The sequence below is a fragment of the Rhodobacteraceae bacterium D3-12 genome (genome assembly GCA_025916135.1).
Taxonomy (GTDB): domain Bacteria; phylum Pseudomonadota; class Alphaproteobacteria; order Rhodobacterales; family Rhodobacteraceae; genus JAKGBX01.
The window spans coordinates 2,954,687-2,974,452 of the sequence record CP104793.1 but is presented as its reverse complement, the minus strand read 5'-3'; the positions used below and the strand labels follow the sequence as shown (position 1 = coordinate 2,974,452).

Here is a 19,766-nt window from a genome sequence, read left to right as displayed (position 1 = left end):
GCCGCCCCTCCCACACCACGCCCGCTCCGGGCCAGGTTGCAAGGCCGACAGGAACGGGATACGCCACGGACAAGATGAATATGCCGCTCGACACCCTAGGCGATGTGCCGAATGAAGCGCTGCTGACGCTCTTTGCAAATGGCGACCGAGAGGCGGCATTGGCTTTGACTGCGCGGCTAACGCCGATCGTTATGGCCCATGCTTATCGCATGCTGGGCAACCGGGATGAGGCCGAGGACGTGGCGCAGGATGCGATGATGCGCCTGTGGAAAATCGCCGGAGAGTGGCGGCAGGGCGAAGCGCAGGTGACGACGTGGCTTTATCGGGTTGTGGCCAATCTTGCCACTGACCGGTTACGCAAACGCAAACGAGGCGGTCCCGCACTGGAAGACGTGCCGGAACCGGAAGATGACGCGCTGGGCCCGGCAGAGACGCTGGAGGCGCGACAACGGCAGGAGGCTCTGCAAGGGGCTCTGGCCGAGCTGCCTGACCGGCAACGGCAGGCGGTGGTATTGCGCCACATCGAGGGGTTGGGGAATTCCGAGATTGCGGCGATTATGGAAATCAGCACCGAGGCGGTTGAAAGCCTGACCGCGCGGGGCAAACGAGCGTTGGCTGCCATTCTGGACGGGCGGCGCGAGGAACTGGGGTATGGCCATGGATGAGACGAAACACACGGGAACGGGCGGCCGTTCGGACGATGCGCTGGACGTGTTTTTCGACGCGGCCCGCGCGGCACCGGAGGCGGCTTCGGAGGCGCTGATGGCGCGGGTGATGGGCGACGCGCTGGCGGTGCAAGCTGCTGCAGCTGAATCCGCAGTGCCGGATCGCGGCAGGCGGCTTAACATCGTCACCGGGATGTGGGCGGCCTTGGGGGGCTGGCCGGCTCTTGGCGGATTGGCCACGGCCACGCTTGCCGGTGTCTGGATCGGCTTTAGCCCCAATCTGGGGGTTAGCGATGCCATGGCGAATGCCTTGGGGAACAATGATGCTTCGTCTTATGTGTTTGATCTCACATCAGACTTTGGGTTCACCTTTGCAGAAGGAGACGCGGGATGAGCGATGCAGCTGTCAAAGCCCCCGCCATGCGCCGTAGCGTGCGGATTTTGCTTATCTCTTCACTTGCGGTGAACCTTTTGGTGGCGGGATTGTTTGTCGGCGCGATGGTGTCGAACCGGTTCGATGACCGCGGCAGGCCGTCGCGCGCGTCGCAAGTGGGCGGGCCGCTTACTGCTGCGCTGTCGCACGAAGACCGCCGCGAGATTGGCCGGAGCGTGCGCAAAACCCTTCGAGCAGAGCGCCCGTCGCGCGACAGTGTCGAGGCGGAATTTGCGGGTTTTATCGCCGCACTGACCGCCGAGCCGTATGACGCCGAGGCGGTGCGCGAAGCGATTGACCGGCAAATGCAGATGGTGGTTCGGCGGACCAATCTTGGTATCGAAGCCTTGCTGGCGCAGTTGAACGAGATGAGCGTAGAAGAGCGTGCTGCTTATAGCGAGCGCTTGAAAGAGGTCCTCAAGCGGGAGCCGAAGAAGAAGCGCAAAAGCAAAGATAAAGACGGCGATTGAGCGGCGCGGCGGTTTAGGTGGGGTCTGAACGGGGGTAACGCCCCGTTAAGGCCCCGGCTGCTGGCGGTTAATCGTGGTTAACCTTGGCGTGGGGTTTTTCTTAACAATTGGTTAATCCAAACGCCCGTTTTTAGGCAGGCGCCTGTGCGTGCCATTTTATGCCTCGTTATGCCGCGGAGCGATCATCACATAGTGTCACCCGGTTGCGGCCATGGGCTTTTGAGCCATAGAGCGCGCGATCTGCATTTTCCAACACGATTTCATGGAGCGGGCGCGTGCCCGATGTGTTGCGGATGTCGCTGCTCATGGCGACCCCGATGCTGACTGTGACCTGCAAAGGGTGGCTGTGACCCGGCATCGGAAACGGCGTTGTTTCGATCATTTTACACAGTCGCCGCGCAGCCAGTTCCGCCGCACCGCGCCCGGTATTGGGCAAGACGACAAGGAACTCCTCGCCGCCGATCCGGGCCAGAAAGCCGGGCTCTTGAACGGCCTGTTTCAACACCTCACCCAAGCGGATAAGGACGGCATCGCCCGACGCATGACCAAACCGGTCATTGATCAATTTGAAGTGATCCACATCAATCACCATCGTCGCGAATTCTCCACCGCCCTGCGCCGAGGCGTTGGCGATGCTGGCCAGATGCGGAATCGCAAAGCGGCGATTGTTCAGCCCGGTCAACGGATCGATCAGCGCCGCGCGCAGCCCGTCCTTCATATCCGCCCGCAGACGTTCGAGCCTGCGCTTGCGCGCAATCTGTCGTTCAATGCGCAGCGACATTTCGCGGATGTTGAGATCGCTTCGCAGAGTGTCATTTGCCCCACGATCAAGATGGTCAGCCGCGATCCCGTCGCACGTATGGTCATGGGTCAGGGCCGTGATGCTGCAATCGCGGGTCTCAGGGTTGGCGCGCAGATCGGCCAGCAAATTTAGGCCGAATTCAACATTTTGCGGATCAAGCACCATGACAATCGCGTCTGGTGTTTTGTTTTTAAGCAACTGGCGCAGCGCATCGTTGCTTGAACAAGACAGAACGCGGGTTTTGACCTGAGTTTCGAGCCGGCGGGCCCATTTCAGCGATTCTTCCATGGTGGTGGCGACAACTGCGATCCGTGGGGCGGTGACAAATCCCTCCGGCGCTTCGCTCATGCCAAGTGCGCGGCTGACGCCCTTGCGCAAGGTCAGCTCGTCCGAGGTTTCACGCAGACGCAAAAGGCTGCGCAGCCGCGCCAGCAAAAGCGCATCATTCAAAGGCCGCGGCAGGATATCATCGGCGCCAGCCAACAGCAGCGCATGGCGATCAGGGCGGGCGTTTTCCGGTGGAACCACAACAAGGGGCACGGAGGCGCCCGCAGGTTCAGCCCGCAAGCGGAGCGCGAATGTCTCCGCAGTCATATCAGCAAGCTGATCCGTACACAGGATAAGGTCGGGGCACTCCTTGCGCACCATGGTTAGCGCCTCTGCTCCGGAAGCAGCTTGGGCGACGCAAAAGTTGGCGACCGAAAGCTTTACTTTCAGCACGATCCGGTTGGTCGAGACAGGATCGACGATCAAAATTTTACCGGGCACGGTTGGTACCCCCTTTTGAATGTGGCACGACGTTCGTCTATCTTGCTACTAGAGTAGTTAATAAATCCTTTCCGGGACCGTTCAAAATGTCTGTAACACGAAACTCTGCCGAAACTCTGGCGCTAACGGCTTTGGCCTGGCTTGTGGGGGACGAAGAAATGCTGTCGATCTTCCTTGGGTCGACCGGCGCGGCGGCGGATGAATTGAGCCTGCGGGCGCGCGATCCGCAGTTCCTTGGCTCGGTGCTGGATTTTCTGCTGATGGACGACGCTTGGGTGGTGGCATTTTGTGATAATGCCGGGGTAAGCTATGACCAGCCGATGCAGGCGCGGGCCGCTCTTCCGGGGGGGGAAGCGGTGCATTGGACCTAACGCCACGCGGCAGCAACCAACACCCAAGGCACGCAGAATGACACAGATGCAGATGCTCGATCTGGACGGGCTGATTTTCGACAAGGATGGCACGCTTTTTGAGTTTTCAGCCTCATGGGAGGACTGGGCCTGTGGCTTGCTTATGGAGCTGGCCGACAACGACCTTGGCCACGCCGAGACCATGGGCGATGCGATTGGATTTCGCTTGAAAACCAAGAGCTTCGCGCCGGATTCAATTGCGATCACCCACACGGTTGGAGAAATCGCCGAGGCGCTGGTGCCCTTACAGTCGCGCAAAACCGAGGCGGAAATCGTGGCGCGGATGAACAGCGGCGCGGCAAGCGCGCCGATGGCGCAAGCGGTGCCCTTGGCGCCGCTTCTGAGTGAGCTGCGGGGCCGGGGATTGCGCATCGGGCTGGCGACAAATGACGCCGAATCCCCGGCGCGTGCGCATCTGGGGCAGGCGGGCATTCTGGAGGCGTTCGATTTTATCGCGGGCTGCGACAGCGGCTATGGCGGTAAGCCCGCGCCGGGGCAGCTTTTGGCCTTTGCAGCGGCGATGAATCTGGCCCCTGAGCGCATCGCGATGGTCGGTGACAGCACCCATGATCTGGACGCTGGACGGCGCGCCGGAATGCGCACGATCGGGGTGCTGACGGGGCTTGCCCAAGCCGATGATCTGGCCCATTTGGCCGATCTTGTCCTGCCCGATATCGGCCATATCCCGCCGAAGTTATTAACAGCGCGTTAACCTTTGGGGTGTTTTCCAAAGTGGTTAACATGAGCGTAGCGCATGGATCAGGGGGGTGACTCCCGGCTGACATCCGGCTGACTCTCGGCTGCCGGGCGGCGGGGAGGGGTTAACGCCTGTTAAGGTTAACGGGGCGCGCGGCCCGCAAGGCCGCGCGCCGGATCTTAGACCTCGTAGCCGAACGGATCGTCAATGCTCGGCGACGGCGGTGTCAGCCATTTCGGGCCATCAGCCGTCATATAGGCGCAATCTTCGAGCCGGATGCCGAATTCACCGTAGATACAGATTGTCGGCTCGACCGAGAAGCACAGCCCCGGCTGCATCGGGGTCATGTTGCCACGCACCATATAGGTGGCTTCGTGAACCTCGAGGCCGATGCCGTGGCCGGTGCGATGCGGCAGGCCCGGCGTTTCGTAATCCGGTGAGAAGCCCGCGTCGCCGATGACTTTGCGCGCGGCATTGTCGACGTTTTCGCACGGATCATCGAGCACGGCGGCGTTGAAACCGGCGAGTTGCGATGTCTGCTCGATCTCCCAGACTTCGCGCTGGCGCGGGGTCGGGTCGCCAAAGACATAGGTGCGGGTCATGTCCGAGCGGTAGCCGCCAACAAAACCACCGATGTCAACGAGGACCATGTCGCCCTCTTTCAGCTCTTGATCATAGCCGACCCCGTGAGGATAGGCGGTTTCGGGGCCAAACATAATGAGCGGCTTTCCCCCCGGCGAGACCGCGCCAAGGCGGCGGTGCGCTTCGAGCGCGAATTCACCGGCCTCGCTGGCTTTGATGCCGGGGCGCAGGATACGCGCCACGGCTTTGTGGACCTCAAGCGTGATCATGTTGGCGGCGCGCAGCAGTTCGATTTCGGCGTCGGATTTGACCATTCGGCAGGCGGCGGTGATCGCGTCGCCATTGACGAAATCAAAGCGGTTGCCGTGACGGCGGAACCCGTCAAAGGAAAAGAACGGCGTCAGCGGATCGACGGCGATGGTGTTGCCGGGCAGGCCCATCCCGAGCAGGGTATCGGCGACCAGCGCGGTCGGGTCTTCGTGTTCTTCCCAGACGCGCACATCGTCGCCGAACAGCATGAGAGAGCGGGTTTTCGGCTCTTCAAAGCTGGGCGAGAGATAGATGACATCGCCTTCGACCGGGATGATGGCGCCGTGCAAACGCTCGGTCAGTTTGAGGGACATGCCGGTGAAGTAAAACAGGTTGGGCGAGCTATCGAGATAGAGCGCGTCGATGCCTTTTTCGCGCATCATCTCTTGGGCGCGTTTGACGCGGGCGATGTAATCATCAACCCCGATGCGCGGCACATCGGTGTAGAGTGGCGTCATCTTTGCGAGTTCTTCTTGGACCGTTGAGCCACCAATGCCAATCGTCATAGTATTTATCTCCGTTGTTGGGTCTGGTTGAATGCCTGTGCCCTTGCACCCGCGATATGCGGGCGGGGTGGGCAAGACAGGCGAAAATGGGTGGCGGCGCGCGCGTGGCTTAACACTTCATCGCCTCAAAACCGGCGGTGAGCGCGTCAGGGTCGAGCGCCTCGCTTCGGCCGATCAGAACAAAGGTCGAGAGCGCGGGCGCGGCGGCGTCTTCGCGTTTGACGCTGTGGCGTTTGCCGACGAGATCACAGCGCAGGCGCTCGCCCTCGGGGCCGACAAGGATACCTTTGGCGCGCAGGATTTGCGGCGGCAGCGCGGCCATGAAGGATTTGACATCAGAGGCGGCAAAGCGGCCCGTGCCCTGCCATGACCACGAGCGGAATTCCTCGTTATGGGTGTGATCGTGGTCATGGTCATGCGCGTGAGTGTGGTCATGTGCGTGGTCGTGGTGGTGATCGTGGTGATGGTCGTGGCAGCCACAGGACGGATCGGCGCATTCATCGTGATCGACAAGGCCCGAGGCGACCGGATCGGGCAGCCCGGCGAGCAGTTCGTTCGGCACCACCGCACCGGTGGTGCGCAGGGTTTTCAGCCGCGGCTGGGCGGTGCGCAGCACGGTTTCGATCTGTTCCATCTGGGCGTCATCGGCCAGATCGCTTTTGTTCAGAATGGCAAGGTCGGAGCCCATGACCTGATCCATGGCGAGTTCGGTCGAGGCAAAGTCGAGATCAAGGAACGCGCCGCAATCAATCAGGCAATAGACCCCGTCGAGCAGGGTTTGCGGCTCGATCTCGGGGTCTTCGAGGGCTTCGACAATTTGCAGGGGCCGCGACACGCCGCTGGCTTCGATCACCAGCCGTTCGGGGCGGTTGGGCTGTTCGAGGATCTGGTGCAGTGCGGCGACCAGATCATCGCGGATGGTGCAGCAGATGCAGCCATTCTCGAGGCTGACCACCCCGTCGCGCCCGGTTTCCGTGATCAGGTCGGCGTCGATATTGATGGCGCCAAAGTCATTGACCAACACGCCGTAGCGGGGGCCGTTTTTCTGCGAAAGGATGCGTTGCAAGAGCGTGGTTTTGCCCGCGCCAAGAAATCCGGTGAGGATAATGACGGGGAGGGGAGGGCGGCTGTCTTGCGGCATGTATTGGCACCTTGCTGGTCATGGTCGACGTTTGGAGAGCCCTCTGCGCCGAGTCGTTGGGGTGGGTCAAAAACGAATCAGTTCGGGAGTGATTCGGGCGCGTTTTCCGGTCTTTCCAGCGTCCTTTGTGATGAGAATCTGAGCAGATAAACACAAACACGTCTGTTTTTATTAGGCAAGTATGCAAAATTAATTTCGGATTTGACAGGGCGTGTTTTTTCCACGCAGGATCGACGTGTAACGACAACATGACGGTCCGGGGGCTGTAAGGTGGCGATGGGCGCAGGCTTAGGGCATGCGCGTAACATTCTGAAAACAGGATGTTTTTCGCCGCATCGCAGCAGACCCCGTTAGGCCGGAGCGAGAGCCGAAGGGATGATCGGAACAGCGATGCAGACAGCCTCTGGTCAGATGATTTTCAAGAATGCGCGGATACTTGACCCCGAACAGGACGAGCTTCTGGAGGGGTGGGAGCTGTTGATTGAGGGCAATCGGATCGTCGAATTTTCCGATCGCCCGATCAAGGCGGAAAACGCCGATGTAATCGATTGTGGCGGCCGGGTTTTGATGCCGGGTCTGATCGACTCGCATGTGCATCTGACGCTGAGCGAAGTGTCGCTGGCCAAGCTGGAATCGATGCCGCTGACCTTGATGACGGCGCATGCGATGGTCGAGGCGAAGGCGATGTTGAGCCGCGGCTTCACGACGGTGCGCGACACCGGCGGATCGGACTGGGGCTTGCGGCAGGGGATCGACGACGGGCTGTTTGCGGGGCCGCGTCTGTTTATTGCCGGGCGCGGGATCGGGCCGACGGGCGGACATAGTGACGGGCGGCGGCGCACCGATGCAAAGTCGATGGATTTGCGCTGTGCCTGTTGTGATGCGCTGTCCTTTGGGCTGGCGATTGCCGATGGCGCGACTGAGGTGCGCAAGATGGTGCGCGAAGAGATGCGCCAGGGCTGTGACCATATCAAGATCATGATGTCGGGCGGTGTTGCCTCGCCTTATGATCCGCTCGATTCATTGCAGTTTTCGATGAGCGAAGTGCGGGCCGCGACCGAAGAGGCGGCGGCGTTCGGGCGCTATGTCTGCGCCCACGCCTATTCCCCCGAAGCGATCCTGCGCGCCGCCGAGGGCGGTGTGCGCACCATCGAGCATGGCAACCTCATCAACGAGGAAGCGGCCAAAGCGATGGCGGACAAAGGCATGTATATGATCGCCAATCTGATTGCCTATTACGCCATGAAGGAACGCGCCGAGAGCTTCGGCATGGATGCCGACATGCTGGAAAAGAACGACATCGTGATCGAAGGCGGGCTGCGCTCGCTTGAAATCTGCAAGGCGGCGGGCCTGCCGGTTGCCTATGGCTCGGACCTGCTGGGCCAGCTGCGGATTGATCAGAGCCGCGAATTCGTGATCCGCTCAGAGGTTCTTCCGGCGATGGATATCATCCGCTCGGCCACCTTGGTCGGCGCCGAGGTGATCCAGCGTCAGGGTGAGTTGGGCTGTCTGCGCCCCGGTGCCTATGCCGATCTGATCGTCGTCGAGGATGACCCGCTCAAAGACCTGTCGCTGCTGGGGGATCAGGGAGCCAATATTCCCGTGATCATGAAGGACGGCAGCTTCTTCAAGAATACACTGCATTGACATGATGAGCCGAACCGCCGCCCGAATTAGAGCCCGTAATGCCCACCGTCAGGATGAGATCAAGCGATGACCGCGCCCCTTTTGTTCAAGAACCTGAAACTGCTCGACCCCGCCTTTGATGCGCCGCGAGAAGGCTATGAAGTGTTGGTGGAAAAAGACCGCATCAAAGAAGTCAGCGATGTGCCGATCACATCCGACAGCGCCACTGTGGTGGATTGTGGCGGGCGGACGTTGATGCCGGGGCTGATTGATTGCCACGTCCATTCGATGCACAGCGAGGTTTACACCCGCCGGTTGGAAGACGTGCCGATGACGCTCGCTTCGGCCCGCGGGGCGGTGCGGCTCAAAGGGATGATCGACCGTGGCTTTACCACCGCGCGTGACGCGGGCGGCACCGATTGGGGCATGAAAACCGCGATCGAGCAGGGGCTGATCGAGGGGCCGCGGCTGTTTATCTCGTGCCGGTCGATCGGGCCGACGGGCGGACACAGCGACGGGCGGTCGCGCACCAATCCGGGCTATGATTGCCCGTGCTGCAACGGCATGGCGTTTTTGCGCATCGTGGTCGATGGCGAGGATCAGGTGCGCAAAGTGGTGCGCGAGCAGATGCGCCAAGGCGCCGATCAGGTCAAGATCATGGTCTCGGGCGGGGTCGCCTCGCCCTATGATCCGCTGGACAGTTTGCAATTCTCGATCCCCGAGATCGAGGCCGCCGTTGAAGAGGCCGAGAATTTCGGGCGCTATGTGTTGGCGCATGCCTATTCCGCCGAGGCGATCTATCGCGCCGTCAAACATGGTGTGCGCACCATCGAGCATGGCAATCTGATCGACGACAAAGCCGCCGCATTGATGGCCGAAAAGGGGGCCTTTATCGTGCCCAACCTGATCGCCTATGTGGCGATGAAGGAACGCGCCGCCGATTACGGCATGCCCGCCAGCATGTTGGAGAAAAACGAGATGGTGCTGGATGGTGGCTATCGCTCGCTTGAGATTTGTCGCGCGGCGGGGGTCAAGATTGGCTATGGCACCGACCTGCTGGGCGAGCTGATGGAAGATCAGAGCCGCGAGTTTTCGATCCGCCGCGAGGTGATGCCCGCGATTGACATCATCCGCTCGGCCACGAGCATCGGCGCCGAGATCCTGCGCCGCACCGGGCAGCTTGGCACCATTGCCGAGGGCGCATGGGCCGACATGATCTTGGTCGATGGTGACCCGGTTGAGGATATTACCCTGCTTGAAGGGCAGGGGCGGCATATGCCCATGATCATGAAGGGCGGGGCTTTCCACAAGAACACCCTAGGAGTGGCGGCATGAGCGGCGCGGGGATCGGAGCGCGGCGCCTGCGGCGCTGGACGCTGAACACGGTGGCCTTCATCGGCTTTCTCTATCTGTCGCTGCCGCTAATCTTTGTCACATGGCTCTCGTTTTATGAGCAATCCATCCCGAATTACCCGCCCGAGGGCTATTCGCTGGAATGGTATCAGACGGCCATTCAGGACGAGCGGTTCATCGACGCTTTCTTCACCTCTCTCAAGGTCGGGGTTCTGGCGACGCTGATCGGATTGATGGTTGCGCTGCCTGCGGCGCTGGCGATCAGCCGGCACAAGTTCACCGGTTCAGGGGTGATCAGCAACCTGTTGCTGATGCCGTTGATCGTGCCGGGGATCGTGCTGGGCTTTGCTTTGTTCGTGTTTCAGGTGCAGACCGAGATCAAGACCGGCCTGCCGTTGATGGGATCGTTCTGGGGTCTGGTGTTTGGCCATGTGCTGTTGGTCATTCCATGGGCGACGCGATTGATCCTTGCCTCTCTTGCCGGGTTTGACCGGACGTTGGAGGAGGCGGCGCTGAACCTTGGGGCGAACCGGTTTACCGCGTTCCGCCGGATCACGGTTCCGTCGATCCTGCCGGGTGTGGTGGCAGGGGCGCTGTTTGGGTTCGTGGCCTCGTTCGGGAACCTAGAGATGAGCCTGTTTTTGGTGGCACCGGGGCAGACAACCCTACCGATTGCGATTTTGCAGTATCTGCAATGGCGGATCGACCCGTCGATCGCAGCGATTTCGGTGCTGCAGATCGTGGTGATCACGGTCGCTCTCTTGGTCACTGACCGATTTGTAAAACTTAGCCGGGTGGTGTGATGGCACGACTAGAACTAGAGGGATTGACCAAGCATTACGGCGACTTCCAAGCCGCGCAAAACGTCAATCTGGATATCAACGAAGGTGAATTCATGGTGCTGCTGGGGCCGTCTGGCTGTGGCAAAACCACGACCTTGCGGATGATCGCGGGCTTTATCGACCCGACAGCAGGCAACATCCGCATTGGCGGCAATGACATCACCGGCCTGCCGCCGTGGAAGCGCAACACGGGTCTGGTGTTCCAGAACTATGCGTTGTTCCCGCATATGACGGTGGCCGAGAATGTCGCCTTTGGCTTGGAAATGCGCGGCATTCCCAAGGCCGAGATCAAGCCCAAGGTGATGGAATCGCTGTCTCTTGTACAGCTTGACCATCTGGCGGATCGCTATCCGCGGCAGATGTCGGGCGGGCAGCAACAGCGGGTCGCTCTGGCGCGGGCGCTGGTGTTCCAGCCGGATGTGCTGTTGCTGGACGAACCGTTGTCGAACCTTGATGCCAAGCTGCGCCATGAGGTGCGCATCGAGATCCGCGCCCTGCAACAGCGTCTGGGCATCACCGCCGTGATCGTGACCCACGATCAGGAGGAAGCCCTGATCATGGGCGACCGTCTGGTGGTGATGAGCGAAGGTCAGGTGCGTCAGGTCGGCAAGCAACGGGATCTTTATGAAAACCCGGCGAACCGGTTTGTGGCGGGATTTGTCGGGCGCTCCAGCTTCCTTGAAGGCGTGTTGTCGGATGGCAAGTTCCGCACCAAGGGCGGTCTGGTGCTTGACGGTGGCTCTTCGGGGAGCGGCGAGGCCTTGATGGCGCTGCGTCCCGAGCGGCTGGAAATCACGCATGAGGCGACAACTGCGATGCAAAACAGCGTGCCCGGCACGGTCGAGATCGTGTCCTATATGGGCGGTTTGATTGACCTTCATATACGGCTCAGCCCGACGGACCTTGTGATTGCGCAGGTGTCCAACCGTGACGGCGCCGCGATCCCCGAAGTCGGGGACAAGGCGTTCGTGAACTGGAGCAATGCCAAGGTTTTCCCTGCCGGGGACAAATACGCCCCGGATATTAACCCGAAACCAAACCAGAGCGCCCGTCAACAGGTGCCGAAGACCAACAAGGAGAAGGACAAGTCATGACAAAGAAAATCAACGCCAAGATGGGCCGTCGCGAGGTTCTTGCGGGAATGGCCGCAGGGGGCGCGGTGCTGGCATCGCCAACGCTGCTTCGGGCCGCTGACAAGACCATCGTGCTGGGCACATGGGGCGGCGACTATGGCAAACTGCTGAACAAGAACATCGAGAAGCCGATCCTTGAAGCGGCTGGTTACAAGGTCATTCAGGATCAGGCCGGAGACCCGGAACGTCGCGCCAAGATGGCCGCCGAGCGGATGTTGCCGCGCGGATCGACCGACATTCAGGCGGTGAACGGCTCGAGCATGTATCAGCTTTATCAGCAGGGCATCACCGAGAAGATCGACTATTCCAAGCTCAAGAACGCCGATCACGTGCTGCCGCAGTTCAAGCATGAGTACGGTATCGCCCAGATCTATTCCGGGCTGGTCGTGGTGTTTGATCCCAATATGGAAAACCCGCCCAAGAGCTTTGCCGAAGTGTTCGACCCCAAGTGGGGCGATCAGATGGCCTATATCGACATTCAGTACACCTATACCCAGATTGCGGCCGCATTGGCCGCCGGTGGCACGGTGACGGATGTTGAAAAGGGTTACCCGATGCTGCTCGCCTCGCGCGAGGCCGGGGCGCGGATCTATCCGACCAACGAGGCATTCGCCCAAGGCTTGGCCGCTGGCGAATTCAAGGTTGGCGTGATGTGGAAAGCCCGCACGGTTCAGTGGCAGGACAAGGGCATCGCCGTTGCGTCGGTCGCGCCGACCGAAGGGGCGATCCCTTACGAAAGCGGTTTCTGCCTGCCCAAGAACGGCAAGAACATGGACGGCGGTTATGCCTATCTCGACGCGCTGCTTGAGCCGAGCGCACAGTTGGCCTTTGCCCATGACATGGGCTACAACCCGACCGTCGACAACGCCGAAGTACCCGCGGATTTGAACGCCAAGATCGGGTTCACGGATGAAGAAGTCGCCAATCTGAAAAGCCCCGACTACGGCTTCATCCTGGAGAATGACTCCAAGATGAAAGACTGGTGGGACATGAAGTTCAAGGCCTGACCATGGCCCGCGCCGCGCCAATCATGCGCGGCGCGGATCAAGCAATGCTCGGGGCGTGACGTGGTTTCGCCCCGACAACAAACTGCAGACGAACGACTGCAGAAGACTTTAAGCGGATCAGTCAAAGCCGACCCGTCGCACCGACGGGTTGAAAGCGACCAAGGATGAATGAATGTCGAGCCTGACGCAAAATGAACATGCCAAGCAACGCCGCGAAACCCTGACGGCGGCTTCTCTTGTGGGGCCGGCGACGTTTGTTGTCGCGCTTGGGGTTCTGGGGCCGCTGGTGCTTTTGGCGCGCTACAGTCTGAACAAATTCGACCCGACGCAATTGATGATCTCGGCGGTTTCGCCGCAAAACTATGTCAAATTCTTCTCCGAGCCTTACTACCTTGAGACCTTTTGGACGACGATCCGGGTTTCGGTGTTGTGCACGGTGATTTGTATCCTCTTGGGATTTCCGCTGGCCTATGTGCTGGCGCGGACGCAATCGCGGTTCAAGAACCTGATGATCATCGGGGTGGTTGTGCCGCTGTTCGTGGGCAACGCCGTGCGGGCGGCGGGGTGGATGACCTTGCTCGGCAGTAAGGGGTTCATGAGTGTGAGCCTGATGTCTCTTGGCCTGACGGATGGGCCGACCGAGATCATGTTCTCGGAAACGGCGGTGGTTCTGGGGATCATCGCGGTCAACCTGCCTTATATGGTGCTGACCCTGCAAAGCGTGATCGAAGGCATTGCGCGCAACATAGAAGAGGCGGCGTTCTCGCTTGGGGCGACGCCCAACAAGATGTTCTTTCGCGTGCTTTGGCCGCTGGCGCTTCCCGGAACGATGGCGGGTGCGATCCTGACCTTCATTCTGGCGATGAACGCTTATGCGACGCCGGTTCTGCTTGGCGGGCCCGAGTTCAGGATGATGTCACCGCTGATCTATGGGCAGTTCCAGTTGAACAACTGGCCGTTCTCGGCGGCGATCGCCTTTATCCTGATGTTCAGCACTTTGGTTTTGACCATCGTGGCGGGGCGGATGGCACGGCAGCGCTTCCGCGAGTGAGCAAGCCCGTTGTCAGGGCGCGAGGTGCGCGGCTTTGCGGCATGGACCGCGCCGCGCCCCTGTTCTAGGCCAGAGCCGCCGACGACCGGGGGTCAGGAGGGCCCCTTCGAGGGAAGAGAGAGACGCGGAAAGGCGGCGCCGCAAGAGAGGTCAGGAATAATTTATGAGTGACGGTGTTTCCGCAGAAACCACAGCCCCGAAGCAACCCTTGCCGCAGGCGCAGCGGCGCGAGAGGACTGTGCAAAAGCTCTGTGATGCGACAATCGAGTTGATGGTGGAAAAGGGGTTTTCCCGCGTAACAACGCCTTTGGTGGCAAAACGCGCCGGGGTCTCACGCGGGGCGCTGACGCATTATTTCGCCTCGCGAGAGGAGCTGATTGTTTATGCGATTGATCACCATCTAACCCGCGTGAACGAACGTCTGTTCGCCTTTGCCGAGCAGATCCCCGAAGGCAAGGAGGACGCCAGCGAGATCGTAGACTACCTGTGGGATACCATGTCGAACGGGCTGTTTTTCATGACGATGGAATTCCTGCCCGAGGCGCGGATCAACAAGGGGTTTCACGATGCCCTGATCCCGGTGGTCAAAGAGTTCCACGAGGGGCTCGATGCGATCTGGAACGCCTTTGCACAGGGTCACGGGTTGGAAAGCCAGCGCGCGGCGACGGTTTTGAATATGACGATGTGTTTGATCCGCGGGATGATCGCGCAAACCATCACCCGAGACGACCCCACTTATTACAGCGAAATGCTGGATCAGTGGAAACATATCCTGCCGCAGCTGCTGCGCAGTGGTGACAGGGAAAGCAGCGCCTGCTGAAGCGCGCACGTTAAATACAGGAAAAGTGACATGGCCGATATTGTGATCCGAAACGCCCGCATTGTGGACGGGACAACCGACAAGCCCAAGGATGCGGTTGATATCCGCATCGCTGACGGCGTGGTGCAGGAGCTGGGGGCGGGGCTTGCCGCCGGGGGCGCCGACGAAATTGACGCCGGTGAGGCCTATGTCATGCCGGGGCTGATTGATGCGCATGTGCATGTCAACGCGGCGCTGGCCGATCTCAAGGCGAATACGGCGTTGCCGGATGCGTTGGTCATGGTGCGCTCGCTGAACATCATGAACGCGATGCTGATGCGCGGCTTCACGACGCTGCGTGATCTGGGCGGGGCGACGGGCGTTTTGCGTGCCGCCGCCGAAGAATCGCCGATCAAGACGCCGCGCCTGAATATTCCCGGCAAAGCCCTGTCACAGACCGGCGGCCATTGCGACCAACGCGGCCCGTATGATGAAACCGCGATGTCGATTGCCAACGCACCTTTGGGCGCGATGGGGGTGATCGCCGATGGCGTTGACGCCGTGCGCTATGCCGCGCGCGCCCAGATCAAGGGCGGCGCCGATTTCATCAAGATCATGGCCAACGGCGGCGTGGCCTCGCCGACGGACCCGATCCATTTCCTTCAGTATTCCGCTGATGAGATCCGCGCCATCGTGGAAGAGGCCGCAAATGTCGGCACCTATGTTTCGGCGCATCTTTATACCGATGCGGCGATTGCCCGCGCCGTGGAATACGGTGTGCTGTCGCTTGAGCATTGTAACCTGATCACGCCCGAGACCGCAGCCGCGGCGACGGCGGCAGGCTGTATCGCCTGTCCGACGCTGATCACCTATGAAAAGCTGTCCTCGGAAGGGCCGTCGCTTGGGCTGCCTGCGGCGTCGGTTGCCAAGGTGGATGATGTGCGTTTGGCCGGGTTGAAATCGCTCGAGATCATGGCCGAGGCGGGTTTGCCGATGGCCTATGGCAGCGACCTGTTGGGACCGATGCACAAGCACCAGTCGGGCGAGTTTGAATTGCGCGGGCGGGTTCTTCCGGCCGAGATGGTGATCGCATCGACGACCACGATTGCCGCCAAACTGTTGCGTATGGAAGGCAAGGTCGGCACGCTTGAGCCGGGCGCGTTTGGCGATCTGATTTTCGTCGATGGCAACCCGCTTGAGGACCTGTCGCTCTTGGGCGGGCAGGGTGAGAATATTTCGCTGATCATGAAGGGCGGCGAGGTGATCAAGGGCTGAGGCCCGGCGGGGTCAGAGCGGGCAAATCGGAGGTTTTGATTTGCCCGTCCCCGCGCCAGCTCGCTTGTGCGATCTGGGAATGACGTAAAAAGGGGCATGTCTGGGCGCGGCGGAAAAAAGCTGTGAACTGGCAAAATTAAATCGTTGACAAACCGATCGGTCGGTGCGAGCGTGCCCTTGTAAATAAGACTAAAACGATCCTCTTAATATAAGAAGAGGACGCAAGCCGGCGGTTATTGCCACCGGGCGACGGGACGGGAGAATTCGATGTCGGGAACGCTTCTTGAGGTTTCAGAGCTCACGCGGAGCTTTTACGGTCTCAAGGCAATCGACTCTGCCTCCTTTACGGTCGAGCCGGGCAAGATCACCGGGCTGATCGGGCCGAATGGCGCCGGTAAGACCACCATGTTCAACTGTATTTCCGGGGTCATCCCCGCCGAGGCCGGGCGCGTTACCTTTGACGGGGAAGACGTGACCAAATGGCGCCCCGAACAGATTTCGCGGCGCGGTCTTGTGCGCACGTTCCAGATCGCGCGGGGGTTCAAACAGCTCACCGTATTTGAATCATTGCTGCTGCATGGTGTCGATCAAGTGGGCGAGGGCGTATTCCCGGCGCTGTTCAATTCCCGCGCGGCCAAGGCCCGCGAGGAAGAGCTTGCAGAGCGCGCGATTGCCGTCGCCAAGCGGGTCAAGCTGGACCATGTGATCGACAATATGTCGGGCGATCTGTCGGGCGGTCAGAAGAAGCTGCTTGAGATCGGGCGCGCCTTGATGGGGGCGCCCAAGCTGATCCTGCTGGATGAGCCGGTGGCCGGGGTGAACCCGACGCTGGGGGTCGAGATTGCCGAGCGGATCAAGGCGTTGGTTGCCGAGGACGGGCTGACCTTTTTGATCGTCGAGCATGACATGGACATCATATCGCGGCTTTGCGACCACATCGTCGTCATGGCGAATGGCACCGACCTTATGGAAGGGACCTTCGAGGAGGTTATCTCTTCGCATGCGGTGCAGGATGCATATCTGGGGAAACGCACATGAGCGCCGTTATCGTCGAAAACCTTGTCGCCGGTTACACCAAGGGCGACACCATACTCAAAAGTATCTCTGTGACGGTTGAAGCCGGTGAGATCGTTGCGATCCTTGGCCCGAACGGCGCGGGCAAATCGACCCTGCTCAAGGCGATGGCCGGACAGTTGAAATACGCCACCGGGCGGGTCAGCGCCGCAGGGCTTGAGCTGTTGGGCATGAAACCCGGCGCGATTGCGCGTGAGGGTATCGCCTATGTCCCGCAGGAAGCCAACGTCTTTCCGACCATGACCATCCGCGAGAACCTTGAGATTGGCGGCTATGTGGCCAAGTCCGATCCGAACAAGCGGATCGAGGAGTTGTTCGAACGCTTTCCGGTGCTGCACGACAAGCGCCGCGACCTTGCGCGCACCATGTCGGGCGGACAGCGACAGCTGTTGGCGATGGCGATTGCCATGATGGTCGAACCCAAGGTGCTGTTGCTTGATGAACCCTCGGCCGGGCTGTCGCCCAAGGCGGCGGGCGAACTTTTCACCACCATCCGCGAGATCGCCGCCACTGGCGTGGCCGTCCTGTTGGTGGAGCAGAATGCGCTTGAAGCGCTCGATCTGGCCGACCGGGCCTATATTTTTGCCGCCGGTCAGAACCACACGGAAGGACCAGCAAAAGAACTGGCTGCCGATCCCAGCATCCGCCGCACCTTTTTGGGCGGTCATTAAGGAGGACTTAGACGATGACGAAGTTTATTCCCAACAGACGCGCCGTACTTGCCGGTATGGCCGCCACCCTTGCAACCCCGGCGATCCTGCGGGCCTCTGGCGCGCCGATCAAGCTGGCCACGCTGACGCCGATGACCGGTGTCGGGGGCAGCTATGGTCCGTCGATGCGCGACGTGATGATCGGTGTGGTCAAGGAAGTGAACGAGGCCGGTGGTGTGCTGGGTCGCGAGATCGAAGTCATCTCGGACGACACGCAAACCTCGCCCGAGGCCGCCGTGCGTGCCGCGCGCAAGCTGATTGATGTGGATGGCGTTTCGGCGATCATGGGGACTTGGGCCTCGTCGATCACCACCGCCGTTGCGCCGCTGGCGTGGGAGAGCAAGACGATGCTGCTCTGCACCTCTGGTTCGGACACGATCACGCTGTTGCCGCACAAAGGCTATGTCGTGCGCACCCAGCCCGGCTCGATCCTTCAGACCACCGTGGCGGCGACCGACCTGTCCAAGAAGGGCTATAAGAGCGTTGTCTGGATGGGCCCGCAATCGCCCTTTGCCGAAGTGTCGATCGAGACCTACAAAAACATTTTCGAGGCCGCCGGGGCCAAGTTCTCTTCGATGATCTATGAGGCGGACAAGGCGACCTATCGCTCGGAAGTGGATACGGCGCTACGCGACAAGCCTGACATGATCGTCTTTGGCGGCTATGCCACCGACTCGACCGTGTTGCTGCGCGATTTGTGGCAGGCCAGCTATGAGGGCACGATTTCGGCCCAGGGCTATGCCGTCAACCAAGGCGTGATCGACTCGCTCCCTGCCGAAGTGACCAACGGGGTGATCACCACCGCGCCGGCACCGGCGCTGGGCAGCACCGGCTTTGCAAGGGCGAGCGAGATCCTTGGGGTTGAGGCCGCTGATCCCTATTCGGCGCAATGTTATGACCACGTGAACCTCGTGCTTCTGGCGATGGCCAAAGCGGGCGAGACCAGCGGCGAGGCCGTGCGCGACCACCTGCGCGATGTTTCGCAAGGCGAGGGCATGAAAGTGTCGTCGGCTCTGGAAGGGCTCAAACATATCTCTGAAGGCGTGAACTATGAGGGGGCCTCGGGCGCCTGCACGTTCAACGACAAGGGCGACGTCACCGAGATGACGATGCTCTATTCAGAGATCAAAGACAAAAAACCGGTGAGCATAGACCTCTGATGCTTGATCTGCTTCCCCAGTTTCTTCTGAACGGCATCATTTATGGTGCTTTGTTGGCGGTGCCTGCCGTTGGCTTCAGCGCGATGTTCTCGGTCCTGCGATTTCCGAACTTTTCGGTTGCATCGCAGGCCACCGTCGGGGCGTTTGCGGGCTATGCCGCGAATGTCTGGCTGGGGTGGCCGATCCTCCTTGCCGTTGTCGCCGCCTTTCTTGTGAGCGCGGTGATTGGCGTTATCGTTGACGAGGTGGCCTTGCGGCCACTTCGCAAACACGGCGCTTTGACCACGGCGATTGCCTCGATTGCGGGGGTCGTGGTGCTTGAAAACGTCGTGCGCTTTATCTTTGGCAATGACATGCGCGGCTATGATCTTCCGCTGGTGCGTGATCTGCGGTTTTGGGACCTGCGCATCGGGCCACAGCAGATCAACAACCTGTTGATCGCGCTGGGGATTATGGCGGTGATCTTTGCCGTGCTGCGGTTCACCCGCATTGGCAAGGCGATGCGTGCCGTGGCGGACAATCCGGGGCTGGCCGAGCTGAAAGGCATCGACAGCATCCAGATCGGGCGTCTGGCCGTGTTCTTTGGCATGGGCATTGTCGGCACCGGCGGCTTGCTGCTTGGGCTTGGCAATTCGATTGACCCGATGCTGGGCTTCCGCTTCTTCCTGCCGATCTTTGCGGCGGCGGTTGTGGGCGGGCTGGGCTCGACTCCGGGGGCCGTGTTGGGCGCGATGGTGGTCGGCATTGGCGAGGAAGCCTCGCTCCTGCTGTTGTCGCCGGCCTATAAATCCGCTGTTGGCTTCCTGTTCATCGTCATTGTCCTGAGCTTCCGCCCGCGCGGAATTCTGGGCGAGCGCGCATACTAAAGCGTTTCGGGATCAGCTTGAGGCATCAGGCTGATTTCGGAACCTCCACACCATCGGGCGGGGCTGTGTGTTTCGCCTCGGTGATGT

20 protein-coding genes are annotated in these 19,766 nt (G+C 60.5%); 17 read left to right on the top strand and 3 right to left on the bottom strand.

Going from position 1 to position 19,766, the window contains the following annotated elements:
- Positions 1 to 74: 74 nt before the first annotated feature.
- Genes N4R57_14690 through N4R57_14680 form a run of 3 tightly spaced genes read left to right on the top strand, consistent with a single transcriptional unit; the run spans position 75 to position 1,568 of the window.
- Positions 75 to 665 (top strand): RNA polymerase sigma factor, encoded by a 591-nt coding sequence (locus N4R57_14690; GenBank protein UYV36260.1) that lies wholly within the window; start codon positions 75 to 77, stop codon positions 663 to 665.
- Complete coding sequence (locus N4R57_14685) at positions 658 to 1,059, top strand: hypothetical protein (GenBank protein ID UYV36259.1); 402 nt, start codon at positions 658 to 660, stop codon at positions 1,057 to 1,059. Before N4R57_14690 ends, N4R57_14685 begins: the two co-directional genes overlap by 8 nt.
- Complete coding sequence (locus N4R57_14680; protein ID UYV36258.1) at positions 1,056 to 1,568, top strand: periplasmic heavy metal sensor; 513 nt, start codon at positions 1,056 to 1,058, stop codon at positions 1,566 to 1,568. Before N4R57_14685 ends, N4R57_14680 begins: the two co-directional genes overlap by 4 nt.
- A 166-nt stretch (positions 1,569 to 1,734) precedes the next feature.
- Here N4R57_14680 and N4R57_14675 read toward each other — a convergent pair whose 3' ends face one another.
- A complete protein-coding gene (locus N4R57_14675) occupies positions 1,735 to 3,138 on the bottom strand; it encodes a diguanylate cyclase (GenBank protein UYV36257.1) in 1,404 nt (467 codons plus the stop codon).
- Between the two features lie 86 nt (positions 3,139 to 3,224).
- Here N4R57_14675 and N4R57_14670 point away from each other — a divergent pair, with 86 nt between their 5' ends.
- Both N4R57_14670 and N4R57_14665 read left to right on the top strand, forming a co-directional pair.
- On the top strand, positions 3,225 to 3,509 hold the full coding sequence (locus N4R57_14670) for a DUF3572 domain-containing protein (GenBank protein ID UYV36256.1): 285 nt from the start codon (positions 3,225 to 3,227) through the stop codon (positions 3,507 to 3,509).
- 46 nt (positions 3,510 to 3,555) lie between these two features.
- On the top strand, positions 3,556 to 4,260 hold the full coding sequence (locus N4R57_14665) for an HAD family hydrolase (protein ID UYV39588.1): 705 nt from the start codon (positions 3,556 to 3,558) through the stop codon (positions 4,258 to 4,260).
- 164 nt (positions 4,261 to 4,424) lie between these two features.
- Here the strand turns inward: N4R57_14665 and N4R57_14660 are convergent, their stop codons facing one another.
- On the bottom strand, positions 4,425 to 5,642 hold the full coding sequence (locus N4R57_14660; GenBank protein UYV36255.1) for a Xaa-Pro peptidase family protein: 1,218 nt from the start codon (positions 5,640 to 5,642) through the stop codon (positions 4,425 to 4,427).
- A gap of 109 nt (positions 5,643 to 5,751) precedes the next feature.
- The gene (locus N4R57_14655; GenBank protein ID UYV36254.1) at positions 5,752 to 6,783 is read right to left on the bottom strand and encodes a GTP-binding protein; all 1,032 of its coding nucleotides are present in this window, start codon (positions 6,781 to 6,783) and stop codon (positions 5,752 to 5,754) included.
- A gap of 375 nt (positions 6,784 to 7,158) precedes the next feature.
- Here N4R57_14655 and N4R57_14650 point away from each other — a divergent pair, with 375 nt between their 5' ends.
- The 12 genes from N4R57_14650 (at position 7,159) to N4R57_14595 (ending at position 19,679) form a co-directional block, all read left to right on the top strand.
- Positions 7,159 to 8,430, top strand: coding sequence for an amidohydrolase family protein (locus N4R57_14650; GenBank protein UYV36253.1), 1,272 nt, complete (start codon positions 7,159 to 7,161; stop codon positions 8,428 to 8,430).
- Positions 8,431 to 8,496: 66 nt separating this feature from the next.
- Entirely contained in the window at positions 8,497 to 9,744 is a 1,248-nt protein-coding gene (locus N4R57_14645) for an amidohydrolase family protein (protein ID UYV36252.1), read from the top strand.
- Entirely contained in the window at positions 9,741 to 10,565 is an 825-nt protein-coding gene (locus N4R57_14640; GenBank protein UYV36251.1) for an ABC transporter permease, read from the top strand. Before N4R57_14645 ends, N4R57_14640 begins: the two co-directional genes overlap by 4 nt.
- A complete protein-coding gene (locus tag N4R57_14635) occupies positions 10,565 to 11,698 on the top strand; it encodes an ABC transporter ATP-binding protein (protein UYV36250.1) in 1,134 nt (377 codons plus the stop codon). The genes N4R57_14640 and N4R57_14635 overlap by 1 nt, the downstream gene beginning before the upstream one ends.
- Positions 11,695 to 12,744 (top strand): extracellular solute-binding protein, encoded by a 1,050-nt coding sequence (locus tag N4R57_14630; GenBank protein UYV36249.1) that lies wholly within the window; start codon positions 11,695 to 11,697, stop codon positions 12,742 to 12,744. Before N4R57_14635 ends, N4R57_14630 begins: the two co-directional genes overlap by 4 nt.
- A gap of 172 nt (positions 12,745 to 12,916) precedes the next feature.
- On the top strand, positions 12,917 to 13,795 hold the full coding sequence (locus tag N4R57_14625) for an ABC transporter permease (protein UYV36248.1): 879 nt from the start codon (positions 12,917 to 12,919) through the stop codon (positions 13,793 to 13,795).
- A gap of 163 nt (positions 13,796 to 13,958) precedes the next feature.
- A complete protein-coding gene (locus tag N4R57_14620; protein ID UYV36247.1) occupies positions 13,959 to 14,615 on the top strand; it encodes a TetR/AcrR family transcriptional regulator in 657 nt (218 codons plus the stop codon).
- A 30-nt stretch (positions 14,616 to 14,645) separates the two neighbouring features.
- Positions 14,646 to 15,869 (top strand): amidohydrolase family protein, encoded by a 1,224-nt coding sequence (locus N4R57_14615; protein ID UYV36246.1) that lies wholly within the window; start codon positions 14,646 to 14,648, stop codon positions 15,867 to 15,869.
- A 267-nt stretch (positions 15,870 to 16,136) separates the two neighbouring features.
- On the top strand, positions 16,137 to 16,907 hold the full coding sequence (locus N4R57_14610) for an ABC transporter ATP-binding protein (protein ID UYV36245.1): 771 nt from the start codon (positions 16,137 to 16,139) through the stop codon (positions 16,905 to 16,907).
- Positions 16,904 to 17,614: an ABC transporter ATP-binding protein gene (locus N4R57_14605; protein UYV36244.1), complete on the top strand. Its 711-nt coding sequence runs from the start codon at positions 16,904 to 16,906 to the stop codon at positions 17,612 to 17,614. Before N4R57_14610 ends, N4R57_14605 begins: the two co-directional genes overlap by 4 nt.
- Positions 17,615 to 17,628: 14 nt before the next feature.
- Positions 17,629 to 18,813 (top strand): ABC transporter substrate-binding protein, encoded by a 1,185-nt coding sequence (locus N4R57_14600; GenBank protein ID UYV36243.1) that lies wholly within the window; start codon positions 17,629 to 17,631, stop codon positions 18,811 to 18,813.
- The gene (locus N4R57_14595) at positions 18,813 to 19,679 is read left to right on the top strand and encodes a branched-chain amino acid ABC transporter permease (GenBank protein UYV36242.1); all 867 of its coding nucleotides are present in this window, start codon (positions 18,813 to 18,815) and stop codon (positions 19,677 to 19,679) included. Before N4R57_14600 ends, N4R57_14595 begins: the two co-directional genes overlap by 1 nt.
- Positions 19,680 to 19,766 lie beyond the last annotated feature (87 nt).